This window comes from Phenylobacterium sp. 58.2.17 (assembly GCF_026411515.1).
GTDB lineage: Bacteria > Pseudomonadota > Alphaproteobacteria > Caulobacterales > Caulobacteraceae > Phenylobacterium.
The window spans coordinates 91,793-113,245 of sequence record NZ_JAPMTQ010000004.1 but is presented as its reverse complement, the minus strand read 5'-3'; the positions used below and the strand labels follow the sequence as shown (position 1 = coordinate 113,245).

23 protein-coding genes, 1 tRNA gene and 1 pseudogene are annotated in these 21,453 nt (G+C 67.0%); 15 read left to right on the top strand and 10 right to left on the bottom strand.

The window, feature by feature from the left end:
• Positions 1-11 precede the first annotated feature (11 nt).
• Together OUA97_RS05000 and OUA97_RS04995 are read right to left on the bottom strand one after the other, a co-directional pair.
• Positions 12-1,661 carry an MBL fold metallo-hydrolase gene (locus OUA97_RS05000; RefSeq protein ID WP_267230716.1) on the bottom strand — a complete coding sequence of 550 codons (1,650 nt, stop codon included), beginning with the start codon at positions 1,659-1,661 and terminating at the stop codon, positions 12-14.
• 20 nt (positions 1,662-1,681) lie between these two features.
• A complete protein-coding gene (locus OUA97_RS04995) occupies positions 1,682-1,987 on the bottom strand; it encodes a hypothetical protein (RefSeq protein ID WP_267230715.1) in 306 nt (101 codons plus the stop codon).
• Positions 1,988-2,189: 202 nt separating this feature from the next.
• Here OUA97_RS04995 and OUA97_RS04990 point away from each other — a divergent pair, with 202 nt between their 5' ends.
• The 5 genes from OUA97_RS04990 to OUA97_RS04970 all read left to right on the top strand — a co-directional run bounded on the left by OUA97_RS04990 (position 2,190) and on the right by OUA97_RS04970 (position 6,455).
• Positions 2,190-2,834: a helix-turn-helix domain-containing protein gene (locus OUA97_RS04990; protein ID WP_267230714.1), complete on the top strand. Its 645-nt coding sequence runs from the start codon at positions 2,190-2,192 to the stop codon at positions 2,832-2,834.
• A 17-nt stretch (positions 2,835-2,851) separates the two neighbouring features.
• Positions 2,852-3,679: a universal stress protein gene (locus tag OUA97_RS04985; protein ID WP_267230713.1), complete on the top strand. Its 828-nt coding sequence runs from the start codon at positions 2,852-2,854 to the stop codon at positions 3,677-3,679.
• A 236-nt stretch (positions 3,680-3,915) separates the two neighbouring features.
• The gene (locus tag OUA97_RS04980) at positions 3,916-5,400 is read left to right on the top strand and encodes a sensor histidine kinase (protein WP_416362410.1); all 1,485 of its coding nucleotides are present in this window, start codon (positions 3,916-3,918) and stop codon (positions 5,398-5,400) included.
• A complete protein-coding gene (gene fixJ / locus OUA97_RS04975) occupies positions 5,390-5,989 on the top strand; it encodes a response regulator FixJ (RefSeq protein WP_267230712.1) in 600 nt (199 codons plus the stop codon). The genes OUA97_RS04980 and fixJ overlap by 11 nt, the downstream gene beginning before the upstream one ends.
• Positions 5,990-6,065: 76 nt before the next feature.
• Positions 6,066-6,455, top strand: coding sequence for a response regulator (locus OUA97_RS04970; RefSeq protein WP_267230711.1), 390 nt, complete (start codon positions 6,066-6,068; stop codon positions 6,453-6,455).
• A 4-nt stretch (positions 6,456-6,459) separates the two neighbouring features.
• Here the strand turns inward: OUA97_RS04970 and OUA97_RS04965 are convergent, their stop codons facing one another.
• Both OUA97_RS04965 and OUA97_RS04960 read right to left on the bottom strand, forming a co-directional pair.
• Positions 6,460-7,275: a universal stress protein gene (locus OUA97_RS04965; protein WP_267230710.1), complete on the bottom strand. Its 816-nt coding sequence runs from the start codon at positions 7,273-7,275 to the stop codon at positions 6,460-6,462.
• Positions 7,276-7,285: 10 nt separating this feature from the next.
• The gene (locus OUA97_RS04960) at positions 7,286-8,122 is read right to left on the bottom strand and encodes a universal stress protein (protein WP_267230709.1); all 837 of its coding nucleotides are present in this window, start codon (positions 8,120-8,122) and stop codon (positions 7,286-7,288) included.
• Positions 8,123-8,472: 350 nt separating this feature from the next.
• Here OUA97_RS04960 and OUA97_RS04955 point away from each other — a divergent pair, with 350 nt between their 5' ends.
• Entirely contained in the window at positions 8,473-8,991 is a 519-nt protein-coding gene (locus OUA97_RS04955) for an NUDIX domain-containing protein (RefSeq protein WP_267230708.1), read from the top strand.
• On the opposite strand, the gene OUA97_RS04950 is transcribed toward OUA97_RS04955, so the two are convergent.
• Positions 8,978-9,826 (bottom strand): universal stress protein, encoded by an 849-nt coding sequence (locus tag OUA97_RS04950; protein ID WP_267230707.1) that lies wholly within the window; start codon positions 9,824-9,826, stop codon positions 8,978-8,980. The genes OUA97_RS04955 and OUA97_RS04950 overlap by 14 nt on opposite strands.
• A gap of 337 nt (positions 9,827-10,163) precedes the next feature.
• Positions 10,164-10,248 (bottom strand) — tRNA-Leu (locus tag OUA97_RS04945).
• Positions 10,249-10,620: 372 nt separating this feature from the next.
• On the opposite strand from OUA97_RS04945, the gene OUA97_RS04940 reads away from it, so the two are divergent.
• From OUA97_RS04940 to OUA97_RS04930, 3 genes are all read left to right on the top strand, one after another.
• On the top strand, positions 10,621-10,947 hold the full coding sequence (locus tag OUA97_RS04940) for a FeoA family protein (protein WP_267230706.1): 327 nt from the start codon (positions 10,621-10,623) through the stop codon (positions 10,945-10,947).
• Positions 10,944-12,815 (top strand): ferrous iron transporter B, encoded by a 1,872-nt coding sequence (gene feoB / locus OUA97_RS04935; RefSeq protein WP_267230705.1) that lies wholly within the window; start codon positions 10,944-10,946, stop codon positions 12,813-12,815. The genes OUA97_RS04940 and feoB overlap by 4 nt, the downstream gene beginning before the upstream one ends.
• 92 nt (positions 12,816-12,907) lie before the next feature.
• On the top strand, positions 12,908-13,216 hold the full coding sequence (locus tag OUA97_RS04930) for a hypothetical protein (protein WP_183772262.1): 309 nt from the start codon (positions 12,908-12,910) through the stop codon (positions 13,214-13,216).
• Position 13,217: 1 nt separating this feature from the next.
• On the opposite strand, the gene OUA97_RS04925 is transcribed toward OUA97_RS04930, so the two are convergent.
• The 4 genes from OUA97_RS04925 to OUA97_RS04910 are packed head-to-tail and all read right to left on the bottom strand — an operon-like array spanning position 13,218 to position 16,075.
• Positions 13,218-13,739, bottom strand: a complete 522-nt coding sequence (locus tag OUA97_RS04925) for a MarR family winged helix-turn-helix transcriptional regulator (protein ID WP_267230704.1) — start codon at positions 13,737-13,739, stop codon at positions 13,218-13,220.
• Positions 13,736-14,743 (bottom strand): fumarylacetoacetate hydrolase family protein, encoded by a 1,008-nt coding sequence (locus tag OUA97_RS04920; protein WP_267230703.1) that lies wholly within the window; start codon positions 14,741-14,743, stop codon positions 13,736-13,738. Before OUA97_RS04920 ends, OUA97_RS04925 begins: the two co-directional genes overlap by 4 nt.
• Complete coding sequence (locus OUA97_RS04915) at positions 14,744-15,019, bottom strand: hypothetical protein (RefSeq protein ID WP_267230702.1); 276 nt, start codon at positions 15,017-15,019, stop codon at positions 14,744-14,746.
• 9 nt (positions 15,020-15,028) lie between these two features.
• On the bottom strand, positions 15,029-16,075 hold the full coding sequence (locus OUA97_RS04910) for an isoaspartyl peptidase/L-asparaginase family protein (protein ID WP_267230701.1): 1,047 nt from the start codon (positions 16,073-16,075) through the stop codon (positions 15,029-15,031).
• Between the two features lie 84 nt (positions 16,076-16,159).
• Here OUA97_RS04910 and OUA97_RS04905 point away from each other — a divergent pair, with 84 nt between their 5' ends.
• The 6 genes and pseudogenes from OUA97_RS04905 to OUA97_RS04880 all read left to right on the top strand — a co-directional run.
• Positions 16,160-16,738 carry a YqaA family protein gene (locus OUA97_RS04905; protein WP_267230700.1) on the top strand — a complete coding sequence of 193 codons (579 nt, stop codon included), beginning with the start codon at positions 16,160-16,162 and terminating at the stop codon, positions 16,736-16,738.
• A gap of 40 nt (positions 16,739-16,778) precedes the next feature.
• Positions 16,779-17,297: a disulfide bond formation protein B gene (locus OUA97_RS04900; RefSeq protein WP_267230699.1), complete on the top strand. Its 519-nt coding sequence runs from the start codon at positions 16,779-16,781 to the stop codon at positions 17,295-17,297.
• Positions 17,294-17,857, top strand: a complete 564-nt coding sequence (locus OUA97_RS04895; RefSeq protein WP_267230698.1) for a demethoxyubiquinone hydroxylase family protein — start codon at positions 17,294-17,296, stop codon at positions 17,855-17,857. The genes OUA97_RS04900 and OUA97_RS04895 overlap by 4 nt, the downstream gene beginning before the upstream one ends.
• Entirely contained in the window at positions 17,854-18,498 is a 645-nt protein-coding gene (locus OUA97_RS04890; protein ID WP_267230697.1) for a GNAT family N-acetyltransferase, read from the top strand. Before OUA97_RS04895 ends, OUA97_RS04890 begins: the two co-directional genes overlap by 4 nt.
• Entirely contained in the window at positions 18,495-18,761 is a 267-nt protein-coding gene (locus tag OUA97_RS04885) for a DUF1294 domain-containing protein (RefSeq protein ID WP_267230696.1), read from the top strand. The genes OUA97_RS04890 and OUA97_RS04885 overlap by 4 nt, the downstream gene beginning before the upstream one ends.
• Positions 18,762-18,891: 130 nt before the next feature.
• Positions 18,892-21,444 (top strand): annotated as a pseudogene (locus tag OUA97_RS04880) (TonB-dependent receptor); the annotation flags it as partial.
• Between the last annotated feature and the right edge of the window lie 9 nt (positions 21,445-21,453).

Here is a 21,453-nt window from a genome sequence, read left to right as displayed (position 1 = left end):
AGCTCTCCCCGTCACGTGGCAGGGAGAGAAGCGCCACGCCTACGCCTGTCCTGGATTTCACCGAGCGCCGCACGCATGTGATCGATCAGCGCGGCCCTTGCGGCGTCGGAACGCGCCCCGTCGAGCAGGGCGTCGAATTCCAAGAGGAGCGCCGCACGTTCATTGTGCCAATCCAGCGCGGCGACAGCCGTCGCCGGCAAGCGGGGTTGCTGCCCGGCCTCGCTGCTCACAGCCCCTCCCCTCAAGACGAAGCTTTCGTCCAGATCGGGGATGACAAGGGATTGCGGAACAAGCCCCTCCGCAGTCAAACGCGACCTCAGGCCATGCAGGGCGTCGGGCTCGCCGTGAGCCAGAAAGGTCGTACCCTTGACAGGGCCGCGGGCCTTCACCCAACCAACCAAACCATCGGCGTCGGCATGCGCCGAATAGATGTCGAGCGACCGGATACGGGCCTGGACTCGAACATCCTCGCCCTCGATGCGCACCCGCGCAGCACCCTCCTGCAGAAATCTCCCAAGAGTGCCGACAGCCTGGTATCCGGCCAGCAGCACCGTCGCCTGTTTACGCCACAAGAGACGCTTGAGATGCTTGCGCACCCGGCCAGCGTCGCACATGCCGCTCGCGGCGAGAATGATATGCCAGCCTGCCAGCCGATCGAGGCCGTCGCTTTCATCAGGCGCGCGAAGAAACTTGAGCCTGTCGCGCGCATAAAGGCCTTCGAACGGATTGACCCCGGTTGAGCGGTTCCAGCCGCGATGGCGAAACACCTCGGTCGCTTCGATCGCCAAAGGCGAGTCCAGGAAGATGTCAGCCTCGGGCGCCCGGCCTTCCTTCATGATCGTCAGGATATCGGCGAGGAGTTCCTGCGATCGCTCGACAGCGAACGCAGGGATCAACAGAGGGCCGCCAGCGGCGTGCGCCGCCGCAAGTTCTTGGGCCAGGACGCGACGCCGCTCGGCAGGATCGATCATTGGCCGGCGGCGGTCACCGTAGGTGGATTCCACGATCAGATGGTCCACCCCGCTGGGGCCTTCCGGATCTGGAGAATAGTCGCGCCCCCCCGGCCCAAGGTCGCCGGAGAACAGCAGCGATACCGGCCCGTCAGCGGTTTCGACCTTCAGTTCGATGGAAGCTGAACCCAATATATGCCCCGCCTCCCAGTAGGTCGCGCTGACCCCGGGCCGGATCGGGGTCTCCTCGCCCAGCTTTACTCGCTCGAAGAGTTCGAGCGTCTTGACCGCGTCGCGCTCGGTATAGATCGGCTCGACCGCCGGTCGGCCGCGTCGCTGGTTGCGGCGATTGAGGTGCCGCACCTCACTCTCCTGGATGCCCCCGGCGTCCGGCAACATCACGGCGCAGAGATCGCGGGTCCCGGCCGTCGCATAGATCGGCCCCGCGAAGCCGGCCTTCATCAGCTTGGGAAGCAGCCCCGAGTGATCGATATGCGCGTGAGTCAGCAGAACCGCGTCGATCGTCGCGGCGTCGAATGGAAACGCGTCGTAGTTGAGGGCCTTCAGAGTCTTGGAGCCCTGAAACATCCCGCAGTCGACGAGCAATCTGGCCGCGCCTGTTTCAATGAGGGCGCAGAAGCCGGTCACGCATCCGGCTGCTCCGTGGAACGTCAGCTTGATCGCCTGAGACCCTGGCATATCCTTGTGCATGGCGCTTCACTCTGGTTGGCCTAAGCGCGACGGATCCAGCGCAGTAGGCCCAGGCTCACAAGCGCGATGGCGGCGCCCGCCAGCACAGCGACGACCCCAGGCCGCCGTGCGGCTTCTCTTCGGGCCATGGTTGTAAGGTCGCGGGAGCACGCGGCTGCGTCCTCGACGAACTCCTCGGCGACATGAGCAAGGCCGATCGCGCCAGCAGAGGCCGCCTCACCGACTTCTTCCACGAAACGGCCTGCAGCGGCTCGCAGGTCCTGCCCCGCGTCCTGCAGAATATCTTCTGCAACGTGCGCGAGCCGTTGAGACTTGGATCTTGTCATCGGGCTGCTCTCCTATCGCCAGCAATCAGAACGCCACGATGCGGATGTCACCGTCTTGACCTCGATCAATCGGGCCGCCGATCAGGGCAGCCCCGCCCAGCCTCCGTAGATCTACTTAAGCGAAGGTCCTTAAGCACCGGCCACGAATATCGCCGTTCGCTCACCGGTCGTACCGATTTGGGTATCGACAGGGAGACCGACGATGCCCGGCCAGGTGTTCAATGAACTTCCCTCCGCGCGATCCATCGACGAATTTGGCCCCATCGGCGTGCGCATGCACTTCGCCGCCGAGGAAGAGATATACGCCCAGGAAGAAGACGCCGACCTAATCTATCAGGTGTTGGAAGGCGCCGTCCGAACCAGCCGCCTGCTCAGCGACGGCCGACGGCAGATCGGCGACTTCTACTATCCCGGCGAGCTGTTCGGAATGGAACCCGGGGACAGGCACAGCTTTTCAGCCGACGCCCTCGGCGATTGCACCATCTTGGCGGCCAAACGTTCGGCCGTCCGGCACTGCGGCGAGCAGCGTGAGAGGCTGGAGGATTTGATCTGGACGGCCACGGCGCATGAGCTCGCTCGCACCCAAGAGCATCTCTTTATTCTAGGCCGCAGGGGGGCCTGCGAAAGGGTCGCGAGCTTCCTGATGAGCGCCGCCAAGCGGGCGAAGTCTGACATTACGCCGTTGGCGATGAGCCGGCAGGATATCGCCGACTATCTTGGCCTGACGATCGAAACGGTCTCGCGAACCCTCACCCAGCTTCAATCCGACGGACTCGTCAGGTTCGCCGGCTACAGGAACTTCCAGGTGGTTCGGCCAGCGGGGCTTTCGCGTCTGGTGGCCGCCTAGCTGAAGAGCAAGGTCCCATGCCGTTCAAGAGCCTTCTATGTCACGTGCCGCCGCAAGCAGACCTTGCCGCACACGTCCAATGCGCAGCCGGTCTGGCCGACGAGTTCCAAGCGACCGTAATCGGCCTTGGAGCGGCAGCCGTGCCCCCTTTCGTCCGGCGATCAGGCGGAGCCTATGCCGCGGTCGATAATCAATGGCTCGCCATCCTGCGCGAGCAGCACGACATGGCGATGGAGGCCGCCCGCCAGGTGTTCGATGCGGCGACGGGCGATCGGCAGAAGACTTGGCGAACAGGTTGGGCGGAGCCGACCGTCGCCCTGACCGCAGCCGCGCGCGGCGGGGACCTCATCGTCGTCCGACGTCCGAGTTCTAGCCATCCCGATCGCTACACCGAAGTCGATGTCGGCCCTCTGGTCATCAAGGCCGGACGTCCGGCCTTGGTCTGCCCGTCCAGCGGCAGCTACCTCAGTGACGCACCCGTCCTCGTCGCCTGGAAGGATACCCGCGAGGCACGTCGTGCGGTCGCAGATGCGCTACCGCTTTTGCAGCGGAGCTGCGATGTCCTGATCCTGGAGTGTTCGTCTGAGGCCGATCCCGGGCCAGCTATGGCCAGGATTGAGGACATTGCTGCTGCATTGGCCCGCCATCAGGTGACGGCGCGGACGGAAGTCCTAAGTCCTTCGGGCAAGACCGGAGAAGCGATTCTCGCGCGAGCAGTTCAGCTCGGGGCCGACCTCGTGGTGGCGGGCGGCTACGGGCATACGCGGCTCGGTGAGTGGGCCTTCGGTGGCGTTACCCGTAGCTTGCTCGAGCAGGATCGCCACTTCGTCTTGCTAAGCCATTGAGCGGAACTGGGGGCCCCCGCCCACGTCGGCGGCCGCCTGGAAACGCCCTACAGGGACGAACGCAAAGAAACGCCCGATCGCCGCCAGCGCATAGGAATGGCCAGAATGCCCTCTGGTCTCGCATTTTCACGCTCATATTTTGGCGCCATATTCGCGCGATCTCACCGCAGTCGGCGCGCTCCTTGATCAATGCCTTGCATTGACCCTGTCGACTGGGGAGATCCAGGAGCTCTGCTATGCCGGTTGGGCGTTCAGTGTCCCTACGGCGCGACAGGTCCGTCGACCGGACGGCCTTGGTCGGGTTTGCGGTCGCCGTGGCTGGAGCAGCGGTTGGTGGCGTCGTGCAGTGGCTGCTCAGTCCCCACTTCGCAGATCGCTCCTTGGTCATCATCTACACGCCGGCTGTCCTGGCAGCCGCTTTGATCGGCGGCAGTATGCCCGCCTACCTGGCCACCACCCTGAGCATCGCCATCAGTTGGGCCTTCCTGCGTCAGGCGACGTGGAGCACCGCCAACCTTCTCGACCTAGGCTTCTTCGCCCTGCTCGGGCCCATACTCGGTACGGTCGGCGACCATACACGCCGTCAGAGCCAGGCGGCGCGCGCCAGGGAAGTGCACCTTCAATCGATCCTCGACACTGTGCCGGAGGCCATGATCGTCATCGACGAAGATGGAATTGTCCGATCGTTCAGCGCCGCGGCGGTGCGGTTGTTCGGCTGGGAGCCGTCCGATGCGATCGGGCGCAACGTCAATATGCTGATGCCGGCGCCGTTTCGCGAAGAACACGACGGATATCTTGACCGCTACAAATCGACGGGCGAGCGGCGCATTATCGGCACCGGCCGGATCGTCGTCGGCGAGCGCCGGGACGGCTCCACCTTTCCGATGGAACTGGCCGTGGGCGAAGCGCGGGTGGGAGCGAGCCGGTTCTTCACGGGCTTTGTCCGGGACCTGACCGAGCCCCGGGCTCAGGAGCGCCGCCTGCAGGAACTGCAATCGGAGCTGGTCCATGTCTCACGCCTATCAGCGATGGGGGAAATGGCCTCCTCGCTGGCCCATGAACTCAACCAGCCGCTGTCGGCCATTGCGAATTACATGAAGGGGTCAGCCACCCTTCTCTCCTCTCCTGGCCTCGATCCGGAACGCCTCAAGGAGCCGCTCGAACGCGCCTACGAACAAGCCCTGCGCGCGGGCGACATCATCAAGCGGCTGCGTGAGTTCGTGGCGCGTGGAGAGACCCAGCATACGCTCGAGGATCCGGTGCGGCTGATGGAAGAGGCCAGCGCCCTCGCCCTCGTCGGCTCACGTGAACAGGGCGTGCGGGTCGACCTGCGCTTCGAACGAAATGTCGGCCAAGTCGTCGTCGACAAGGTCCAGGTCCAGCAGGTGGCCCTGAACCTGATCCGCAACGCGATCGACGCCATGGACGGCCGCCCCCTTCGCCGCTTGACCATCTCCGTGACAACGGACCCTGATGATCGGCATTCGGCCCGCATTTCGGTCGCGGACACCGGGAACGGCGTGGATCCAGAGGTGCTGGCGCGGCTCTTCCAGCCGTTTGTCAGCACCAAGCTCAAAGGCATGGGTGTCGGCTTGTCGATTTGCCGAACGATCGTCGAGGCTCACGGGGGTAGGATCTGGGCCGATAGCAACGGGGACGGTGGCGCCACCTTCTGCTTTACTTTGCCCCTGGCGGAATTGGAGACGTCCGATGAGCGCTAAGCCGGTCATCGACATCATCGACGACGATGAAGCGATGCGTCACTCCGTTGCATTTCTCCTGGACGTCCAGGGCTTTGAATCTCGGCAGCACGAATCGGCCAACGCCTTCCTCAACTCGGCTGTAGGACGCCGAGCAGACTGCATCATCACCGACGTGCGTATGCCCGACATGACCGGCCTTGAGCTTGTTCGCAAACTCAAGTCAGAGGGCGTCGTTTCGCCTGTGATCGTTATGACCGGTCATGGAGATATCGGCCTGGCCGTCGAGGCGATGAAGGCTGGCGTCATCGACTTCATCGAAAAGCCCTTCGCGAACGAGACCCTGATTTCTGCGGTGCAGGAGGCCCTTCGTCGCGGCCATGATCCTCACGACGCCAGACCCGACGCGGAACGCCGTTTGGAGGCGCTGTCCCCCCGTGAACGGGACGTGCTGGCTGGCGTCGTCGCCGGCAAGGTGAACAAGGTGATCGCCCATGAACTGGAGATCAGTCCCCGAACCGTCGAGATCTATAGGGCTAATCTGATGGCCAAGACAGGCGCCCGAAACTTCTCAGAACTGATGCGGATCGCACTGTCCGCCGGCCTCTGAGGGACTTGCGCCATATCAAGTCGACGCCCGCCGAATCCTCCAAGGTGGTCTTGTTCCCGCTGTTCGGGGGATAGAGATGATCACCCCGCCCGACTCTCGCCTTGTGCTGATCGCCGACGACGACTGCGAAGTCCTCAACGCCCTGAGGTTCGCCCTGGAATTGGAGGGCTACCAGGTCGGCGCCTTCGCGACCGGAAGGGCGCTGCTCGATGCGGCCCACGGCGCGCATGCAGCCTGCCTTGTGATCGACCAGAAGCTGGCCGACACGACCGGCTTGGAGCTCATCATGCGGCTGCGCGCATCGGGTGTCGCGACGCCGTCCGTCTTGATCACCACCAACCTGCCGACGCATCTGAGGATTCGGGCGACGAACCTGGCCATACCGATCGTCGAGAAGCCGCTGCTGACAGACGCCTTGTTCGCGACCATCCGCGAGCTGACCGGCGGACCGACGCTCAGGGGCTGACGATCTAGTGTGACACCAGAAGCGGACACGGAGGATCGGCGATGAACTCGCGGCTCACCCCGCCAAAGAGCTGTTCCGACAGGCGCGATCGTCCGTAGAGTCCCATAACCAGCAGATCGCATCCCCAATCGCTCGCATGGCGGCGAAGAACTTCGGCCGCAAGCCCCTCGTCTGCGGCTTCGACGAGGGTGTCGACGCGCCGCTCCCACCGCGAGAGCCGAAACCTCAGATCCGCCAGGTCGTCGAAGTCGACCTTGGGACATACGACCGCCAGGGCGACCTCGTCCGCCACCAGGATGATGGGCCAAGCGTCGCGCCAGGCCCTGGCGCTCTCCCGCGTCCCATTCCAGCAGATCATGACGCGACGGGCGATGGGTCTCGCCGGCTCGCTCTGCGATACCACCACTAGCGGCCGGCCGCAGGCCAGCCCCAGTCGACCGACGTCGAAGTCCACGTCACCGCCGCCTGCAAGTCCACCGACCGGCGCGATCACCAGATCGCTCAGCCGCGCGCGCTCAACCAATCCTCCAAAGGCGTCAACCGCGACCCAGTCGGCTTCGACCCCGGCCTGGCCGGCCGCTTCCATGAGGTCGGCGCGCGCTCGCGCCTCGGCGTCTTCCGCGGCCGAGCGCTGCGCCGTGATCAATTGGCGAAGAAGGTCGTCCGACATCCACCTGCCTTCGACGCCACTGGGTGGAGGCAAGACAGGGCGCACGAACGCACCAGTGAGCCGCGCCTTGAGGCGTCGCGCCAATGCCAGGGATCTTGCGTGGTAAGCGTCGGCCGGGCCATTGCCCGCCACCATCAGCAAGTCCGCCATCTGGCGCATCTCAGTGCGACACCAGCAATGGCGCAGGCGGGTCGTCGAGGAACTCGCGGCTCACGCCCCCCAGCACCCACTCGCTCACCCGCGGACGGCCGTAGAGCCCCATGACAACGAGATCGGCTCCGAGCGCCTCCACTTGGCGACGTAGTATTCCAGCGGCGGACGGGCCTTCGTCACGTTCGACCATGATCCGCGCGTTGCAGCCATGACGCTTCAAATGCTCGGATAGGGCGGCTGCGGCGCTCTCCTCGCCTGTCGGGCGCACCATCACCACCGTCACCTCCTCCGCCGTCTTGAGGAAAGGCCAGGCGTCGTGTAACGCTCGAGCGGCCTCCCGAGTGTTCTTCCAGGCGACCAGAATCCGTTTGGGCGGCTCAGTCCAGGCGCACGCCTCAGGCGCGATGAGCACAGGGCCGCCACAGGCCAAACCCAGCGTGGCGACCTCGATCACGCGCCCTCCTAAGCTGGTCATCGCGCATGGCGGGAAGACGACAAGATCGGTGCGGCGCGCCAAACGGATGAGTTCGGTATCGCCGCCGCCGTCGATCTGACGCCACTCGAAAGAGGTCGAGGCGGCGTCCGCCGCACGCCGAAGGACCTGTTGAGCCGCCTCGGCGGCGCGCTTGGCGACCACGTCGTGCTGCGTCTTTAGCGCGTCCGCAGCCGCCCGGGGAAGGTAGGCCAACCTTTCAGCAGCGAAGACGTCGCTTGGATAGGGGGTGGTCAAATAGACGCCCGTCAGTGTCGCGTCCCACGCTCGGGCCAGCGCCGCCGCCAGCTCGCATCGCGGCGCCGACGTCTCACGCTCGTCGACTTGGACGAGGATATCGCGAATGCTCATGACGCAGCTCCGTCCGGCGTTTCACCAATCTGAGCGCTTCCAGCGCGCCGACCCTTGATCGCGATCAAAGGTCGGCTCCGCCTCAAGCAATCGCGGCATGCGAGGCGCTCGACAGCGACTACGCCCTGCTTGCCACGTGCCGCGGGCTCATAGAGCATCGCCGCGCCGCCGCCGCGACAGCTTCCTCGGCGCGATGGCGTGGGCCATGGCGACGGGCGGACCGGATTTGGCAGCGTTCCGCATTGGCGTCGCCGGAGGAGACGCCGGCACGAACTTTACCATCCCAAGGACGTGCACCACCTTGTGAGCGATGTAGAGATCATGGAGGAGGCGCTTCGGCGACCCGCAGCGTGAGTGCGACAGAAAGGGCCAGCGACGCCAACGCCGACAGCGCCGGCAGCGCCGGCCTGCTCGTCTACCGTCGACGCCTTGGCGGTCCTCAAGTCCTCTTGGTGCATCCGGGGGGGCCGTACTGGCGCGGGAAGGACCTCCGCGCCTGGTCGTTTCCCAAGGGCCATATCGGTCCAGACGAAGAGCCGTTGGCGGCCGCCAGGCGTGAGTTCAGGGAGGAAACTGGCCTAGAGATCGATGGCCCCTTTCTTCCGCTCTCACCAGTCAAGCGCTCGCGAGGCGGTCTGACATTCTGCTGGATGGCCGAGGCGGATCTCGACTTGAGCAAGGCCAGCAGCAACACCTTCGAGTTCATGGATCGCCGGGGAACACTGCGCTCGGCCCCAGAGATCGACGCCTATGAGTATTGCAGCGCAGAAGTCGCGCTAGCGCGGATTCACAGGAGCCTGCTGCCCCTCCTGAACGAGGCCTGGACCCACCTGGACGTCAACCCCGGCCCGCCGATCAGTGGGACATGAAGACTGGAATGCTCGCTTCGGTGAGCAGGCTCTGGGTAGCGCCCCCAAGCACGAATTCCCGAACCCTGGAGTGCCCGAAAGCACCCATAACCAGAAGGTCAGCACCGGTCGCGACGGCATGGTCGTTGATCACGCGGCCGATGTCGGGATCGGTCTTCATGACCTCTTGCGCAACCGCAGCAACTCCGCAGGCCGCAAGATGACGGACCAGTTCGCCAAGCGCGCCCTTCGGCACGGAGGGCTTATCGCCGATCACGGCGAGGATGGACACTTCCTCCGCGCGACGCAGCAACGGCATGGCGTCCGCCACTGCGCGCGCAGCGGCCCGCCCCCCATCCCAAGCGACGAGGATCCGCTCAAAGCGTGGATGGGCTGGCATGCGTTGGCCGTGTGCGAACACCACCACCGGGCGGCCGGAGCCGAAGATAAGCGCTTCAGCGAGCCCGCCCGGGACCGATGCGAACGCCTCGACGGGGAGAATGGTCAGGCTGCGCGTGCGCGCCATTTGGGTAAGACGATCGACGAGTGTGTGAAGCTCAGCGTGGATGATCGTGGTTGTCGCCGACAGACCATGACTCTCCGCGGCGCTCTGGAAGCCTTGCATCACCGATTGCGCATTGTGCAGGCTCTTGGCCTCTTCGTCTCGCGCCAGATCGGAGAGGTGCAGGAGCATCTCGGCCAGCTGATTGCTCTTAAGGGGTATCTTGACGTGGCCCGCCACCGCGCAGACGGAGGCGCCGAGCGCGGCCGTCACCCGCGCGGCCTCACTGATCACGCCTGGCGGGGTGGCTTCGGGGTAGCTGCTAAAGCAGACCAACAGATCATCGTACGCCACAGCATAGCCTCTTCTCGACATGCGGCGTGTTCCATTGGCCGAACAAAGCCGCCTCCTCGGTGACCATGGGCCGAGACCCGCGCCCAGGCCTTGATCCGGGTCAATTGAGCGTGGCGGCCGCCAGCGCTGAACGCGACCAGCTCACTAGACGCCCTAGCCCCACGGCTGCGCCATGAACGCCTAACCCGATGACCGGGAACACGATCCGACGAGCACCACGAGTCCGCCGCTACGCGACAAGCCAAGGGCGAAGTCGCCCCCGTCCCAGCAAGGACGAGCTGAGCGACTTCGCGGCACAAGCGACGCCACGGCGAGCGATCTCAGAAATAGGGAGGTTTGGTGCGGGCGGTCGGGCTCGAACCGACACTCCTTGCGGAACTGGATTTTGAGTCCAGCGCGTCTACCAGTTTCACCACGCCCGCGCGCGTGAGGGCGACCGTTTAACAAGCCTGCTCGGGGAACGCCAGAGGCGACCGCGCATCCCTCAGGGTCCAGATAGAAAACCAGAACGGCGGCATCCCGAGGAGGGGGACAAGGCGGTTTCCGAGGCCGCTGCCGCACGTTCTGGGCGGTCCTGCAGAGTGTCGCCGACGGCTCCGTTGATCAGGCGGAGCAAGCGTCGATCGATCGTGCCGGACAGGGCTTATGTGGCGAGCGCGCCGCGTCTCGTCAACGACATGCGACCACGCGGAATGGGCGACACAGGCAGGGCCGCGGCGGCTGCCGAGCAAAGCTCTCGACGGGGCCGCGGCCAAATGATAATCATTCTCAAGAGTGCGCGTAGGGATTTCTGGATGAACAATATCTCGACCCGGCCGGCGGCCGTTGGAGCCGCCACGGAGGGCGCCGTCGTGCGCCTGAGCGAAGCGTCCGTCGGGGACGCCGGGGTCATCTTCGAAGTCCGCGCCGAGCATAGTTCGACCGCGCACGGCGTCGGCGTCGAGGAACTGCAGCGCCGGCTGCTGGAGTTCGGCTTTGTCGAGGGCGCGCACATCGAGGTGATCCACGAGGGCGCCATCGGCCGCGATCCGATCGCCGTGCGGCTGGACGACATGCGCGTGGCCCTGCGCCGCCGCGACGCCGAGGATGTCTATGTGCTGCTGGGCAAGCGCCCCGCATGAACCAGACCCTGTCCCCGGCCCGCGTCGCCCTGGTCGGCAATCCGAACTCCGGCAAGACTGCCCTCTTCAACGCCCTGACCGGCTCGCACCAGAAGGTCGCCAACTACGCCGGCGTCACCGTCGAGCGGAAGGAAGGCGTCGTCACCTCGCCGGCCGGCCGCCAGCTGATGGTGCTGGACCTGCCGGGCACCTATTCGCTGCGCGCCCGCAGCCCGGACGAGGCGGTGACCCGCGACGCAGTGCTCGGCCGCCTGGCCGGCGAGATGCCGCCCGAGATCGTCGTCTGCGTCGCGGACGCCACCAATCTGCGCCTGGTGCTGCGTCTGGCCATGGAGCTGAAGCAGGTCGGGCGGCCGATGGTGCTGGCGCTCAACATGTACGACATCGCCCAGCGCCAGGGCCTGCGGATCGACATCGAGGGCCTCTCGCGCGAGATCGGCGCCCCGATCGTCACCACCGTGGCCACCCGCAAGCGCGGCATTTCCGACCTGCTCGCCCAGGTCGACGCCCTGGTCGAGGCCGGCCATCTGGCCGCCGACAATGTCTGGCGCGAGCCGAACGCCGCCGAGATCCGCCAGGCCCACGCCGAGGCCCAGCGCCTGGTGCGCACCTATGTGCGCCCGCCCGAGCATCCCGACACCTGGACCGGCCGCATCGACGCGGTGCTCCTGCACCCTGTCGCCGGCCTGGCCATCCTGCTCGGCCTGCTGTTCCTGATGTTCCAGGCGGTGTTCACCTGGGCCACCCCGGCCATGGACGCCATCGAGGCCGCCTTCGGCTGGCTGGGCGTCGCAGTCGGCCAGTATATTCCCAACGAACTGCTGCACAGCCTGGTCTCGGACGGCCTGATCGCCGGCGTCGGCAGCGTGCTGGTGTTCCTGCCGCAGATCCTGATCCTGTTTTTCTTCATCATCATGCTCGAAGACCTTGGCTACATGGCCCGGGCCGCGTTCCTGATGGACAAGATCATGGGCGGAGCGGGCCTGCATGGCCGGGCCTTCATCCCGTTGCTGTCGTCGTTCGCCTGCGCGATCCCGGGGATCATGTCGACGCGGGTGATCGACTCCAAGGCGGACCGCATCACCACCATCCTGGTCGCGCCGCTGATGACCTGTTCGGCGCGGATTCCGGTCTACACCCTGATCATCGGGGCGTTCATTCCCAACACCCAGGTCTGGGGCCTGTTCAGCCTGCAGGGCCTGGTGATGTTCGGGCTCTACGCCACGGGCATCCTCAGCGCCCTGCTCGTCTCGTTCGTCACCCGGCGGATCTTCTGGCGCAGCACCGTCGAGCCGTTCCTGATGGAGCTGCCGACCTACAAGCTGCCCGAGCCCAAGAGCGTGCTGCGCAATCTTTGGCTGCGCGCGAAGATGTTCATCAATCGCGCCGGCCGCATCATCCTGCCGATGATGATCATCATCTGGGTGCTGTCGACCTTCCCCTATCCGCCGGAGGGCGCCACCGGCCCGGCCATCGACTACAGCTTCGCCGGCATGATCGGCCACTTCATCCAGCCGGTCCTGGCCCCCATCGGCTTCAATTGGCAGATGTCGATCGCCCTGATCCCCGGCATGGCCGCGCGCGAGGTGGCGGTCGCCACCCTGGGCACGGTCTATGCGGTGGGCGACGCCGAGAACAACGTCGGGACCCTGGCCTCGACCTTGGCCGACCACTGGTCGCTGGCCACCGGCCTGTCGTTCCTGACTTGGTACATCTTCGCGCCGCAGTGCGCCCCGACCCTGGGGGTGGTGAAGCGTGAGACAAACAGCTGGGTCTGGCCGACGGTGATGTTCGGCTACATGGTGACGCTGGCCTACCTCGCCTCGTTCATCGTCTATCACACGGCCGTGGCGCTCGGAGGGGGCTGACGCCCCCTCAACCTGAAGGCGATATTAAGCACGGCGATTAACCCTCCGATAAACCGGCGGTTCTAGCTTTCCATCATTGGGTGGGGACTAGAATGGACCAAACTCTCAAGCAACCGCGGCGCAAGGCCGCCAAGCGTCCGACGAGCGAACATCTTGTCGAGCGCATCCGCGAGACGCTCCTGTACTTCGGTGGCGAAGCCCACCGGCGCGACGTGATCGCCAATGTGGCGCGCGAGGTCGGGGTGGACGTGAAGAACATCCCGGAAGACTTCGAAAGCGCCGTGATCGTCTCCTTCGAGGAGATCTGGCGCGACGAGGCCCGGCGCGCGCTCTACGGCTTCCATCTGCGCTTCGGTGAAGGTTCGCACCGGTGGGGCCTGAAGGCCGCCACCGCGCACTGAGCTAGAGCCCGGTCAGCCCCGGATCGGCGAGCGGCGCCGCGCCGCCGGCCAGAGTTCCGGCCGCGTGCTGCAGGCGCGCCAGCAGCCGCTTGAGCTGGGCGACCTCGGCCGGCGCCAGGCCGCAGATCAAGGCCGCCTCGTAGGCCAGCGCCAGCGGCGCGATTTCCGCATGCAGCCGCCGCCCCTCCTCGGTCAGGCTCAGGACGTGCGAGCGTCCGTCGGCGCGGTTCTCCGACCGGCCGATCAGCCGCCGGGCGCTGAGGCCGCGGGCCGCCCGACTGACCGTCACCTTGTCCATCACCGTGCGGTCGACGATCTCGCGCTGGGTCTTGCCGCCGTCCTCGGCCAACACGCAGATCAGCCGCCACTGCGGCACGCTGAGCGCGAACCTATCCTCATAGGCCCGCGCGATCAGGCCGCTGACCGCGTTGGAGGCCACCGACAATCGATAGGGCAGATAGGCGTCCAGTTGCAGCGACGCGGCCGCCTGGTCGCCCTCGACGATGTGGGATGGTCCGGTCATGAGGCCGCCACGCGCTGCTCGATCGCTCCGAAGATGGAATGCCGCCGCCCGTCGCGCATCTCAATGCGCACCACGTCGCCCGCCTTCATGAACGGCGTCTTGGGGCCGCCTTGGGCGATTGTTTCCACCGTCCGCAACTCAGCAAGGCAGGAATAGCCGACGCCGCCTTCGGCGATGGTTTTTCCTGGACCGCCGTCGGGACCGCGATTCGACACCGTGCCCGAGCCGATGATCGTGCCCGCGCCCAGCGCCCGGGTCCTGGCCGCGTGCGCGATCAGGGTCCCGAAGTCGAAGGTCATGTCGACCCCGGCGTCGGCGCAGCCCAGCGGCGCGCCGTTCAGCTCAACCTCCAGCGCGCCGTGCAGCTTGCCGTCCTTCCAGGCCTCGCCCAGGGCGTCGGGCGTCACCGCCACCGGCGAGAAGGCCGAGGCCGGCTTGGACTGGAAGAAGCCGAAACCCTTGCCGATCTCGCCCGGGATGAGGTTGCGCAGCGAGACGTCGTTGCAGAGCATCACCAGCCGGATCGCCGCCAGCGCCTGCTCGCGGCTGGCGCCCAGCGGCACGTCGCCGGTGACGACGGCGATCTCGCCCTCCATGTCGCAGCCCCATGCCTCGTCGGCGAGCGGGATCGGATCGCGCGGGCCGAGGAACCCGTCCGAGCCGCCCTGGTACATCAGGGGATCGGTCCAGAAGCTGCCCGGCATGTCAGCGGCGCGGGCCTTCCGCACCAGGGCGACATGGTTCACATAGGCCGAACCGTCGGCCCACTGGTAGGCTCGCGGCAAGGGGCTGGCCGCCTCGTGCTCATGGAACCGTTCGCGGGGAATGGAGCCGTGCTCCAAGCTCTCGGCCAGGCCGCGCAGCTGCGGCTCGATATCGCCCCAGGCGTCCAGCGCGGCCTGCAAGGTCGGCGCGATCGCGCCCGCATCGGCGCACCAGGCGAGGTCCTGCGAGACGACGACCAGACGACCGTCACGTCCCCCCTTCAGAGAGGCGAGCTTCATTCATTCCTCCCGGCCCACCGTACGTGTCACGCGCACGCCGTTTTCGTAGGCTTCGGGGAAGTAGACCACGACCTCGACGCAGATGTCTCCGCCCGGCTCGTCGACCCACAAATAATTGCGCTCGAAGCACACGTCGCGGCCGGCCGGCGTATAGCCCTCGTAGGTGTCGCCCCAGGGCGTGCAGGCGGCCATGTCGCGCCGGCTGAGCGCGCAGGCGCGCTCCATCTCCTCGTCGGCGGCTTCGGTCAGGTCGAGTTGCGGGTCGATATGGGCCATGGCCCTAACTTAGGGCTCGTCCTTATAGATGCCCACCGTCAACGGGCGGCCTTCGGCGGCGCTGGCCCGGTACATGCCCGAGGTGTTGTAGCTCCAGGCGATCTGTCCGTCGGGGGCCACGGCGATGACGCCGCCGTCGCCGCCCAGGGCGGTGAGCTGCTTCTGGACCACCTGGTCGGCGGCGGCCTGCAGGCTCATGCCCTTCAGCTCGACCAGGGCGCAGACCTCGCGCGCCACGGTCAGGCGGATAAAGTACTCGCCCGTGCCCGTCGCCGAGACCGCGCACGAGGCGTTCGAGGCGTAGGTGCCGGCGCCGATGATCGGAGCATCGCCCACCCGGCCCCAGCGCTTGCCGGTGGTGCCGCCGGTCGAGGTCCCGGCCGCCACGTCGCCATGGCTGTCGAGGGCGACGACGCCGACAGTACCCTTCTTGCCCTCGTCGTGGGCCAGGCCCTGGGCCGGATCGGGCGCGCCGCCCGCCGGCTTGGGCGGGATCGGCAGGTTGTTGGCCTTCAGGAAACTCTCCAGGCTCTTCCAGCGGCGCTCGGTGAAGAAGTAGCTGGGATCGACCTGCTCCAACCCTTGAGCCTTGGAGAAGGCGTCGGCCCCGGCCCCGATCAACATCACATGCGGCGACTTTTCCATCACCGCCCGGGCCAGCGAGATCGGATGGCGGGTGCGGGTGACGCCGGCGACGGCGCCAGCCTTCAGGCTCCGGCCGTCCATCATCGCCGCGTCCAGTTCGTTGCGGCCCTCGGCGGTGAACACCGCCCCGCGGCCGGCGTTGAACAGCGGATCGTCCTCCAGCAGGTGGATGGTCGCCTCGATGGCGTCCATCGCCGAGCCACCGTCCTTGAGCACCTTGGCGCCGACCTCGGTCACCCGGGTCATGGCGGCGCGATAGGCCTTCTCCTGCTCGGGGGTCAGCTGGCTGCGCTCAATGACGCCGGCGCCGCCGTGCACGACGATCGCCCACTTGGGCGCGGGTGGCGGGGCGGCTTGGGCCTGGCTGGTCATCAGCGTTGCGATCGCCGCGGCGAGAGTAAGGAGGCGCATGAGGATGGAATTGCCTGAGCGCGCGGCCCGAGACAAGCGCCCAGCGGCCTGCTAGCAAGGCGACGAACGTCGGGCCGGATCAGCATGTTTCGCAAATTGTACGACTGGGTCATGGGTTTGGCCGGATCTCGCCATGCCCCCGCGAGCCTGGCGGTAGTCTCCTTCGCCGAAAGTTCGTTCTTCCCGATCCCGCCGGACGTGATGCTGGCCCCGATGGTGCTGGCGCGTCCGGACCGCGCCTTCGTCTATGCCGGCATCTGCACCGCCGCTTCGGTGGTGGGCGGCCTGCTGGGCTACGCGATCGGCTTCTATCTCGAGCCGGTCGGCATGTGGCTGCTGAACCTGATGGGCCACCCGGACGGCAAGGCCGCGTTCGAGAAGTGGTTCGCCGACTGGGGCCTGTGGGTGATCCTGATCAAGGGCGCGACCCCGATCCCCTATAAGCTGGTGACCATCACCGCGGGCCTGGCGCAGTTCTCGCTCGTCACCTTCATCTGGGCCTCGGTCCTGACCCGCGGCCTGCGGTTCTTCGCGGTCGCCGCGATCCTCAAGTATTTCGGCCCGGCCATGCTGGCCGAGTTCGAAAAGCGCATGGCGCTCTACGGCACGCTCGGCCTGATCGCGCTGGTCGGCTTGATCGTGGTCCTCAAGGTGCTCATCTGATCGCTTGGGGCGGTGAAGCTTTTGAGGTCATATCCCGCCGATGAGCGCGTTGCTTAAGCCTTTCCTCGAACGCTGGCGGCTGACCGCCCTGGTCGCCTCGCTGGCGATGCTGGCCATCGCCCACGCCTTCGAGACCTTCGGCGGCCTGGCCCCCTGCGCGCTCTGCCTGCGCGCGCGCGAGGTCTACTGGGTCGCCGCGGGCCTGGCCCTGGCCGGGATGCTGGTCACGCGGATGGCCGCCGGCGCGCGCTGGCGCTGGGCGTTCGACGCGGCGCTGGCGGCGGTGTTCGCCTTCGGCGTCGGCCTGGCGGTCTATCATTCCGGCGTCGAGTGGAAGTGGTGGCCCGGCCCCACCGCCTGCTCGGGCGGCGGCGGCTCGGTCAGCGCCGGCCAGATGGCCGACCTGCTGGGCGGCGCCAAGATCGCGCCCCCGGCCTGCGACAAGGCCGCCTGGGTGTTCCTGGGCCTGTCGATGGCCGGATGGAACGCCCTGGCCTCGCTGGGCCTGACCGCGCTCAGCCTGCTGGCCGTGCGTCACGAGAAAAGGAAGCCGTCATGAGCGACAAGCCGATCCCCCCGCGCCCCGGCGTCGGCGCGATGACCGGCCGCCTGGCCGAGATCCTGCGCGTCGACCATGCCGGCGAACTCGGCGCGGTCCACATCTATCGCGGCCAGCTGGCGGTCCTGCGCGCCGGCAAGGGCCGCGAGCGTATCGCCGGCCAACTGGCGGAGATGGAGCAGGACGAGGCCGACCATCTGGCCCGCTTCGACAAGCTGCTGAACGAGCATAAGGTCCGCCCGACCGCCATGGCGCCGCTGTGGCGCGTGGCCGGTTTCGCGCTGGGCGCAGGCACCGCCCTGCTCGGCGAGAAGGCCGCGCACGCCTGCACCGAGGCGGTCGAGGACGTGATCGAGCGCCACTACGCCGCCCAGATCACCGAGCTGGAGGGCCGCGAGCCCGAACTCGCCGCCGAACTGACCAAGTTCCGCGACGAGGAGATCGCCCATCGCGACCACGCCCTCGAAGAAGGCGCGCGCGAGGCGCCCGGCTATCCGCTGTTGGCCGCGGTGATCCGAGCCGGCTGCCGCACCGCCATCAAGATCAGCGAGAAGATATGACCGAAGCGGAGATCCTGGACCTGCGCCGGGGCGCCGAAGCCCCGGTCGCCGCCGGCATGGCGGACATCGGCGCGGTCGCCCAGGACCTCTCGGCCGCCTTTTCCACCGACCCGGTGTTCAACTGGTTCCTGCGCGCCGACGCCCGGCACGATGCGGCGCGGCTGAAGCTGTTCCAGGCGCTGATCGCCATGGGCCTGGCCGACGGCGAGGTGTTCCGCCCGGCCGGCGGCGGGGCGGCCTCGATCTGGCTGCCCTCCGAAAGCCTCGGGCCGGCCCCTTTCCTGCAGGAGCTGCGCGCCCTGCCCCGGATCATCGGCGCCACCGGCTTCTCGCGCCTGTCGCGCATCTCGGCCATGCGCCGGATGATGGACGCCCACCATCCGAAGGCCCCGCCCCACGCCTATCTCTGGTTCCTGGGCGTGCGGCCGGACGCCCAGGGCCTGGGGGTCGGCTCGCGGTTGCTGGCCGCGGGCCTGGCCCGCGTCGACGCCAAGGGCCTGCCCGCCTATCTGGAAAGCTCCAGCCCCGCCAACGTGCCGCTCTACCGCCGCCACGGCTTCGAGGTGGTCGAGGTGCTGAGGGCCACCCCCGACGCGCCCGAGATGTGGGCCATGTGGCGCGAGGCGCGCGCGCCCGAGTGATCGCCGCCCTGGGCTATCTGGCGCTGGCCAACCTGGCCGCCTTCGCCGCGATGGGATGGGACAAGTCCTGCGCCCGGCGCGGCGAGCGGCGGATCCCCGAGCGCGCTCTGCTCACCCTCGCCCTGGCCGGCGGCGGCCTCGGCGCGGCGCTCGCCCAACAGGTCTTTCGCCACAAGACCCGCAAACAGCCCTTTGCGGGCGCCCTGCTGGCGATCCTGATCGCACAGCTCGTGCTGGCCCTGTTCTGGCTCAACCAGGCCTGACCGGTTTCGCATTCCGTTCATAGGCCCGTCACCGGACCGTCGTGCGCCCTCCCTACTGGTCCGCGCCAGTTCCAGTTCTTCGGGGGTGCACATGCCTTTTGTCCCGCGTATCACGGGTTGCCTTGCTTTTCTGCTCGCCGGTACGGCGCTGTCGACTCCGGCGTTCGCCAATGACGAGGCCGCCGTCGAGGAACTCGTCGTCACCGGCCAACGCGAAGCCCAGCGGGCCGCCATCGAGGTGAAGCGCGAGTCGTTCGTGGTCGCCGACGTCGTCTCGGCCGACGACATCGGCAAGCTGCCCGACCACAACACCGCCGCCGCCCTGCGCCGCATCCCCGGCATCTCGGTGATGGAAGACCAAGGCGAGCCGCGCTTCCCGGTCATCCGCGGCCTGCGCTCGACCTACAACCGCACCACCATCGACGGCGCCCTGGTCGCCTCGGTCGATGAAAGCGGCCGCACCGTGCCGATGGACATCGTTCCCTCGGTGATGGCCGGCCGCCTGGAAGTCATCAAGACCGTGACGCCCGAGAACGACGGCAACGCCATCGGCGGGGTGATCAACGTCACCACCCGCAGCGCCTTCGACATGGGCCGCCCGTTCTTCAACGGCATGGCCTCGTACGGCGACTACGAGCTCAGCGGCGGCGTGCGCAACGACAAGCCGTCCTACCGCCTGGCCTTCGCCACCGGCACGACCTTCGGCGACGCCGACCAGTGGGGCGTGGTCGTCGGCGCCTCGCACGAGCAGCTCGATTACGATATCCCGCAGGTCGAATCGCAGAGCCCGTCGGTGCGCGAATACACCGCCGCCGGCGCCCCGGTCGTCTCCGGTTCGCCGCTCGGCAACGGCATCCAGGTGCCGACCTACCAGCGGCTGTTCTGGTACAACAACACCAAGCAGCGCAGCGGCGTGAACGCCAAGATCGAGTATCGGCCGACCGACAGCTTCCGCTGGGAGGCCGCGGGCCTGTTCTCGCGCATGGAGGACGACGAGGAGCGCATCGAGTACCGCCTCGAGCCGCTCGGCAATGTCGCCAACCAGACCCAGACCAGCGGCTACTTCGCCCGCGGCCGCGGCGTGATCCAGCTGAACCAGCCGATCACCAAGCGCGAGATCGGCCTGCTGCGCAGCGGCTTCGAATGGGATTTCGCTCCGGAGTGGACCGCCAGCGGCGACCTCGTCTATTCGCAGGCCGGGCTGGAAGTGCCGAACCACTCGGTCGAGTTCCGCACCGTCGACGCCCAGGGCGCCAACTACGCCTTCAACTACGACACCACCAACCCGCTGTTCCCGGTGTTCACGCCCGTCAACGACGCGGCCGCCCGCAACCCGGCCAACTACCTGCTGCAACAGCATCGCGACTCGCTGACCAAGACCGACGAGAAGACCGCCCAGGCGCGCTTCGACCTGGCCTTCGACGACGGGAACGCGGACGGCAATCTGAAGGCCAAGTTCGGCGGCCTGCTGCGCACCACCAAGCGCGAGTTCAACTCGAGCCAGACCAACTACCGCGCCGGCTCGGGCTTCGTGTACACCCTGGCCGAGGTCGACAAGCCGGGCCCCAGCGAGCTGATCGCCGGCCGCTACCTGCTGTCGCCTCGCATCGACGCCGGCGCGGCGATGGACTTCTTCAACGCCAACCGCGGCCGCTTCACGACCACCACCGCCGCCCCGACGGGCGACTACAAGGTCCAGGAAGACATCTATGCCGCCTTCGCCCAAGCCAGCTACTCGTGGGGCGACTTCACGGTGCTCGGCGGCGTTCGGTACGAGCGCACCGAGGTCGAATCCGACGCCGTGCGCTCCGCCGGCGGGGCGCTGACCCCGGTCAGCAATTCCGGCTCCTACGGCAACTGGATGCCCAGCCTGCACCTGGAGTGGAAGCCGCGGGAGGACGTCATCGTCCGCGCCGCCTGGACCAACACCATCGGCCGGCCGGATTACGAGTCGTTGGCGGCGACCGAAGGCCTGAACTTCGACGGCAGCCAGCCGACCCTGTCGCGCGGCAACCCGAACCTGAAGGCCCGCGAAAGCCGCGGCCTGGACCTGTCGGTCGAATACTATCCGCAGGACGGCATGGTCTCGCTGGCGGTCTTCTCCAAGGACATCGAGAACGAGATCTTCACCCTGTCCTCGACCGAGACCCTGGACGTCGGCCGCGGCCCGGAAAGCGTGATGGTCTCGACCCCGCGCAACGCCGAGAGCGCCAAGATCCGCGGCGTCGAGTTCGCCGTGCAGCAGGCCTTCACCTTCCTGCCCGCGCCGTTCGACGGCTTCGGCTTCAACGGCAACGTCACCTGGCTGGACACCGAGTTCACCTTCCTGACCTCGGCCGGACCGCGGGTCACGGGCCTGTTCCAGCAGCCCGAAATCACTACCAACGAGTCGATCTACTACCAGCGCGGCCCCTTCGAGGCCCGGGTCTCGCACAACTATATCGGCGGCCAGCTGGAGACGATCAACGACACCAGCCCGAACTCCGACCAGTACTGGAAAGGCCGCCACGTCTTCGACGCCAGCCTGTCCTATCGCTTCAACGACCATTTCACCGTCTTTGTCGAAGGCCAGAACCTGTCCAACACCGGCCGCCAGGAAGTGACCGGCCCTGGCCGCCGCTACCTGCAGGAGTGGGCGAACTACGGCCGCACCTACTGGGTCGGCGCGGCGGTGAATTTCTAGGAGGCGGGG

What these genes read in the sequence shown, in the direction of transcription:
- OUA97_RS04980 (WP_416362410.1), top strand. Translation starts at nt 3,916, where the DNA reads ATGCCGGTTGGGCGTTCAGTGTCCCTACGGCGCGACAGGTCCGTCGAC.
- OUA97_RS04985 (WP_267230713.1), top strand. Translation starts at nt 2,852, where the DNA reads ATGCCGTTCAAGAGCCTTCTATGTCACGTGCCGCCGCAAGCAGACCTT.
- OUA97_RS04995 (WP_267230715.1), bottom strand. Translation starts at nt 1,987, where the DNA reads ATGACAAGATCCAAGTCTCAACGGCTCGCGCACGTTGCAGAAGATATT.
- OUA97_RS04970 (WP_267230711.1), top strand. Translation starts at nt 6,066, where the DNA reads ATGATCACCCCGCCCGACTCTCGCCTTGTGCTGATCGCCGACGACGAC.
- OUA97_RS04990 (WP_267230714.1), top strand. Translation starts at nt 2,190, where the DNA reads ATGCCCGGCCAGGTGTTCAATGAACTTCCCTCCGCGCGATCCATCGAC.
- OUA97_RS04915 (WP_267230702.1), bottom strand. Translation starts at nt 15,019, where the DNA reads ATGGCCCATATCGACCCGCAACTCGACCTGACCGAAGCCGCCGACGAG.
- OUA97_RS04930 (WP_183772262.1), top strand. Translation starts at nt 12,908, where the DNA reads ATGGACCAAACTCTCAAGCAACCGCGGCGCAAGGCCGCCAAGCGTCCG.
- OUA97_RS04920 (WP_267230703.1), bottom strand. Translation starts at nt 14,743, where the DNA reads ATGAAGCTCGCCTCTCTGAAGGGGGGACGTGACGGTCGTCTGGTCGTC.
- OUA97_RS04965 (WP_267230710.1), bottom strand. Translation starts at nt 7,275, where the DNA reads ATGGCGGACTTGCTGATGGTGGCGGGCAATGGCCCGGCCGACGCTTAC.
- OUA97_RS04900 (WP_267230699.1), top strand. Translation starts at nt 16,779, where the DNA reads ATGAGCGCGTTGCTTAAGCCTTTCCTCGAACGCTGGCGGCTGACCGCC.
- OUA97_RS04905 (WP_267230700.1), top strand. Translation starts at nt 16,160, where the DNA reads ATGTTTCGCAAATTGTACGACTGGGTCATGGGTTTGGCCGGATCTCGC.
- OUA97_RS04910 (WP_267230701.1), bottom strand. Translation starts at nt 16,075, where the DNA reads ATGCGCCTCCTTACTCTCGCCGCGGCGATCGCAACGCTGATGACCAGC.
- OUA97_RS04890 (WP_267230697.1), top strand. Translation starts at nt 17,854, where the DNA reads ATGACCGAAGCGGAGATCCTGGACCTGCGCCGGGGCGCCGAAGCCCCG.
- OUA97_RS05000 (WP_267230716.1), bottom strand. Translation starts at nt 1,661, where the DNA reads ATGCACAAGGATATGCCAGGGTCTCAGGCGATCAAGCTGACGTTCCAC.
- OUA97_RS04960 (WP_267230709.1), bottom strand. Translation starts at nt 8,122, where the DNA reads ATGAGCATTCGCGATATCCTCGTCCAAGTCGACGAGCGTGAGACGTCG.
- OUA97_RS04925 (WP_267230704.1), bottom strand. Translation starts at nt 13,739, where the DNA reads ATGACCGGACCATCCCACATCGTCGAGGGCGACCAGGCGGCCGCGTCG.
- fixJ (WP_267230712.1), top strand. Translation starts at nt 5,390, where the DNA reads ATGAGCGCTAAGCCGGTCATCGACATCATCGACGACGATGAAGCGATG.
- OUA97_RS04940 (WP_267230706.1), top strand. Translation starts at nt 10,621, where the DNA reads ATGAACAATATCTCGACCCGGCCGGCGGCCGTTGGAGCCGCCACGGAG.
- OUA97_RS04895 (WP_267230698.1), top strand. Translation starts at nt 17,294, where the DNA reads ATGAGCGACAAGCCGATCCCCCCGCGCCCCGGCGTCGGCGCGATGACC.
- feoB (WP_267230705.1), top strand. Translation starts at nt 10,944, where the DNA reads ATGAACCAGACCCTGTCCCCGGCCCGCGTCGCCCTGGTCGGCAATCCG.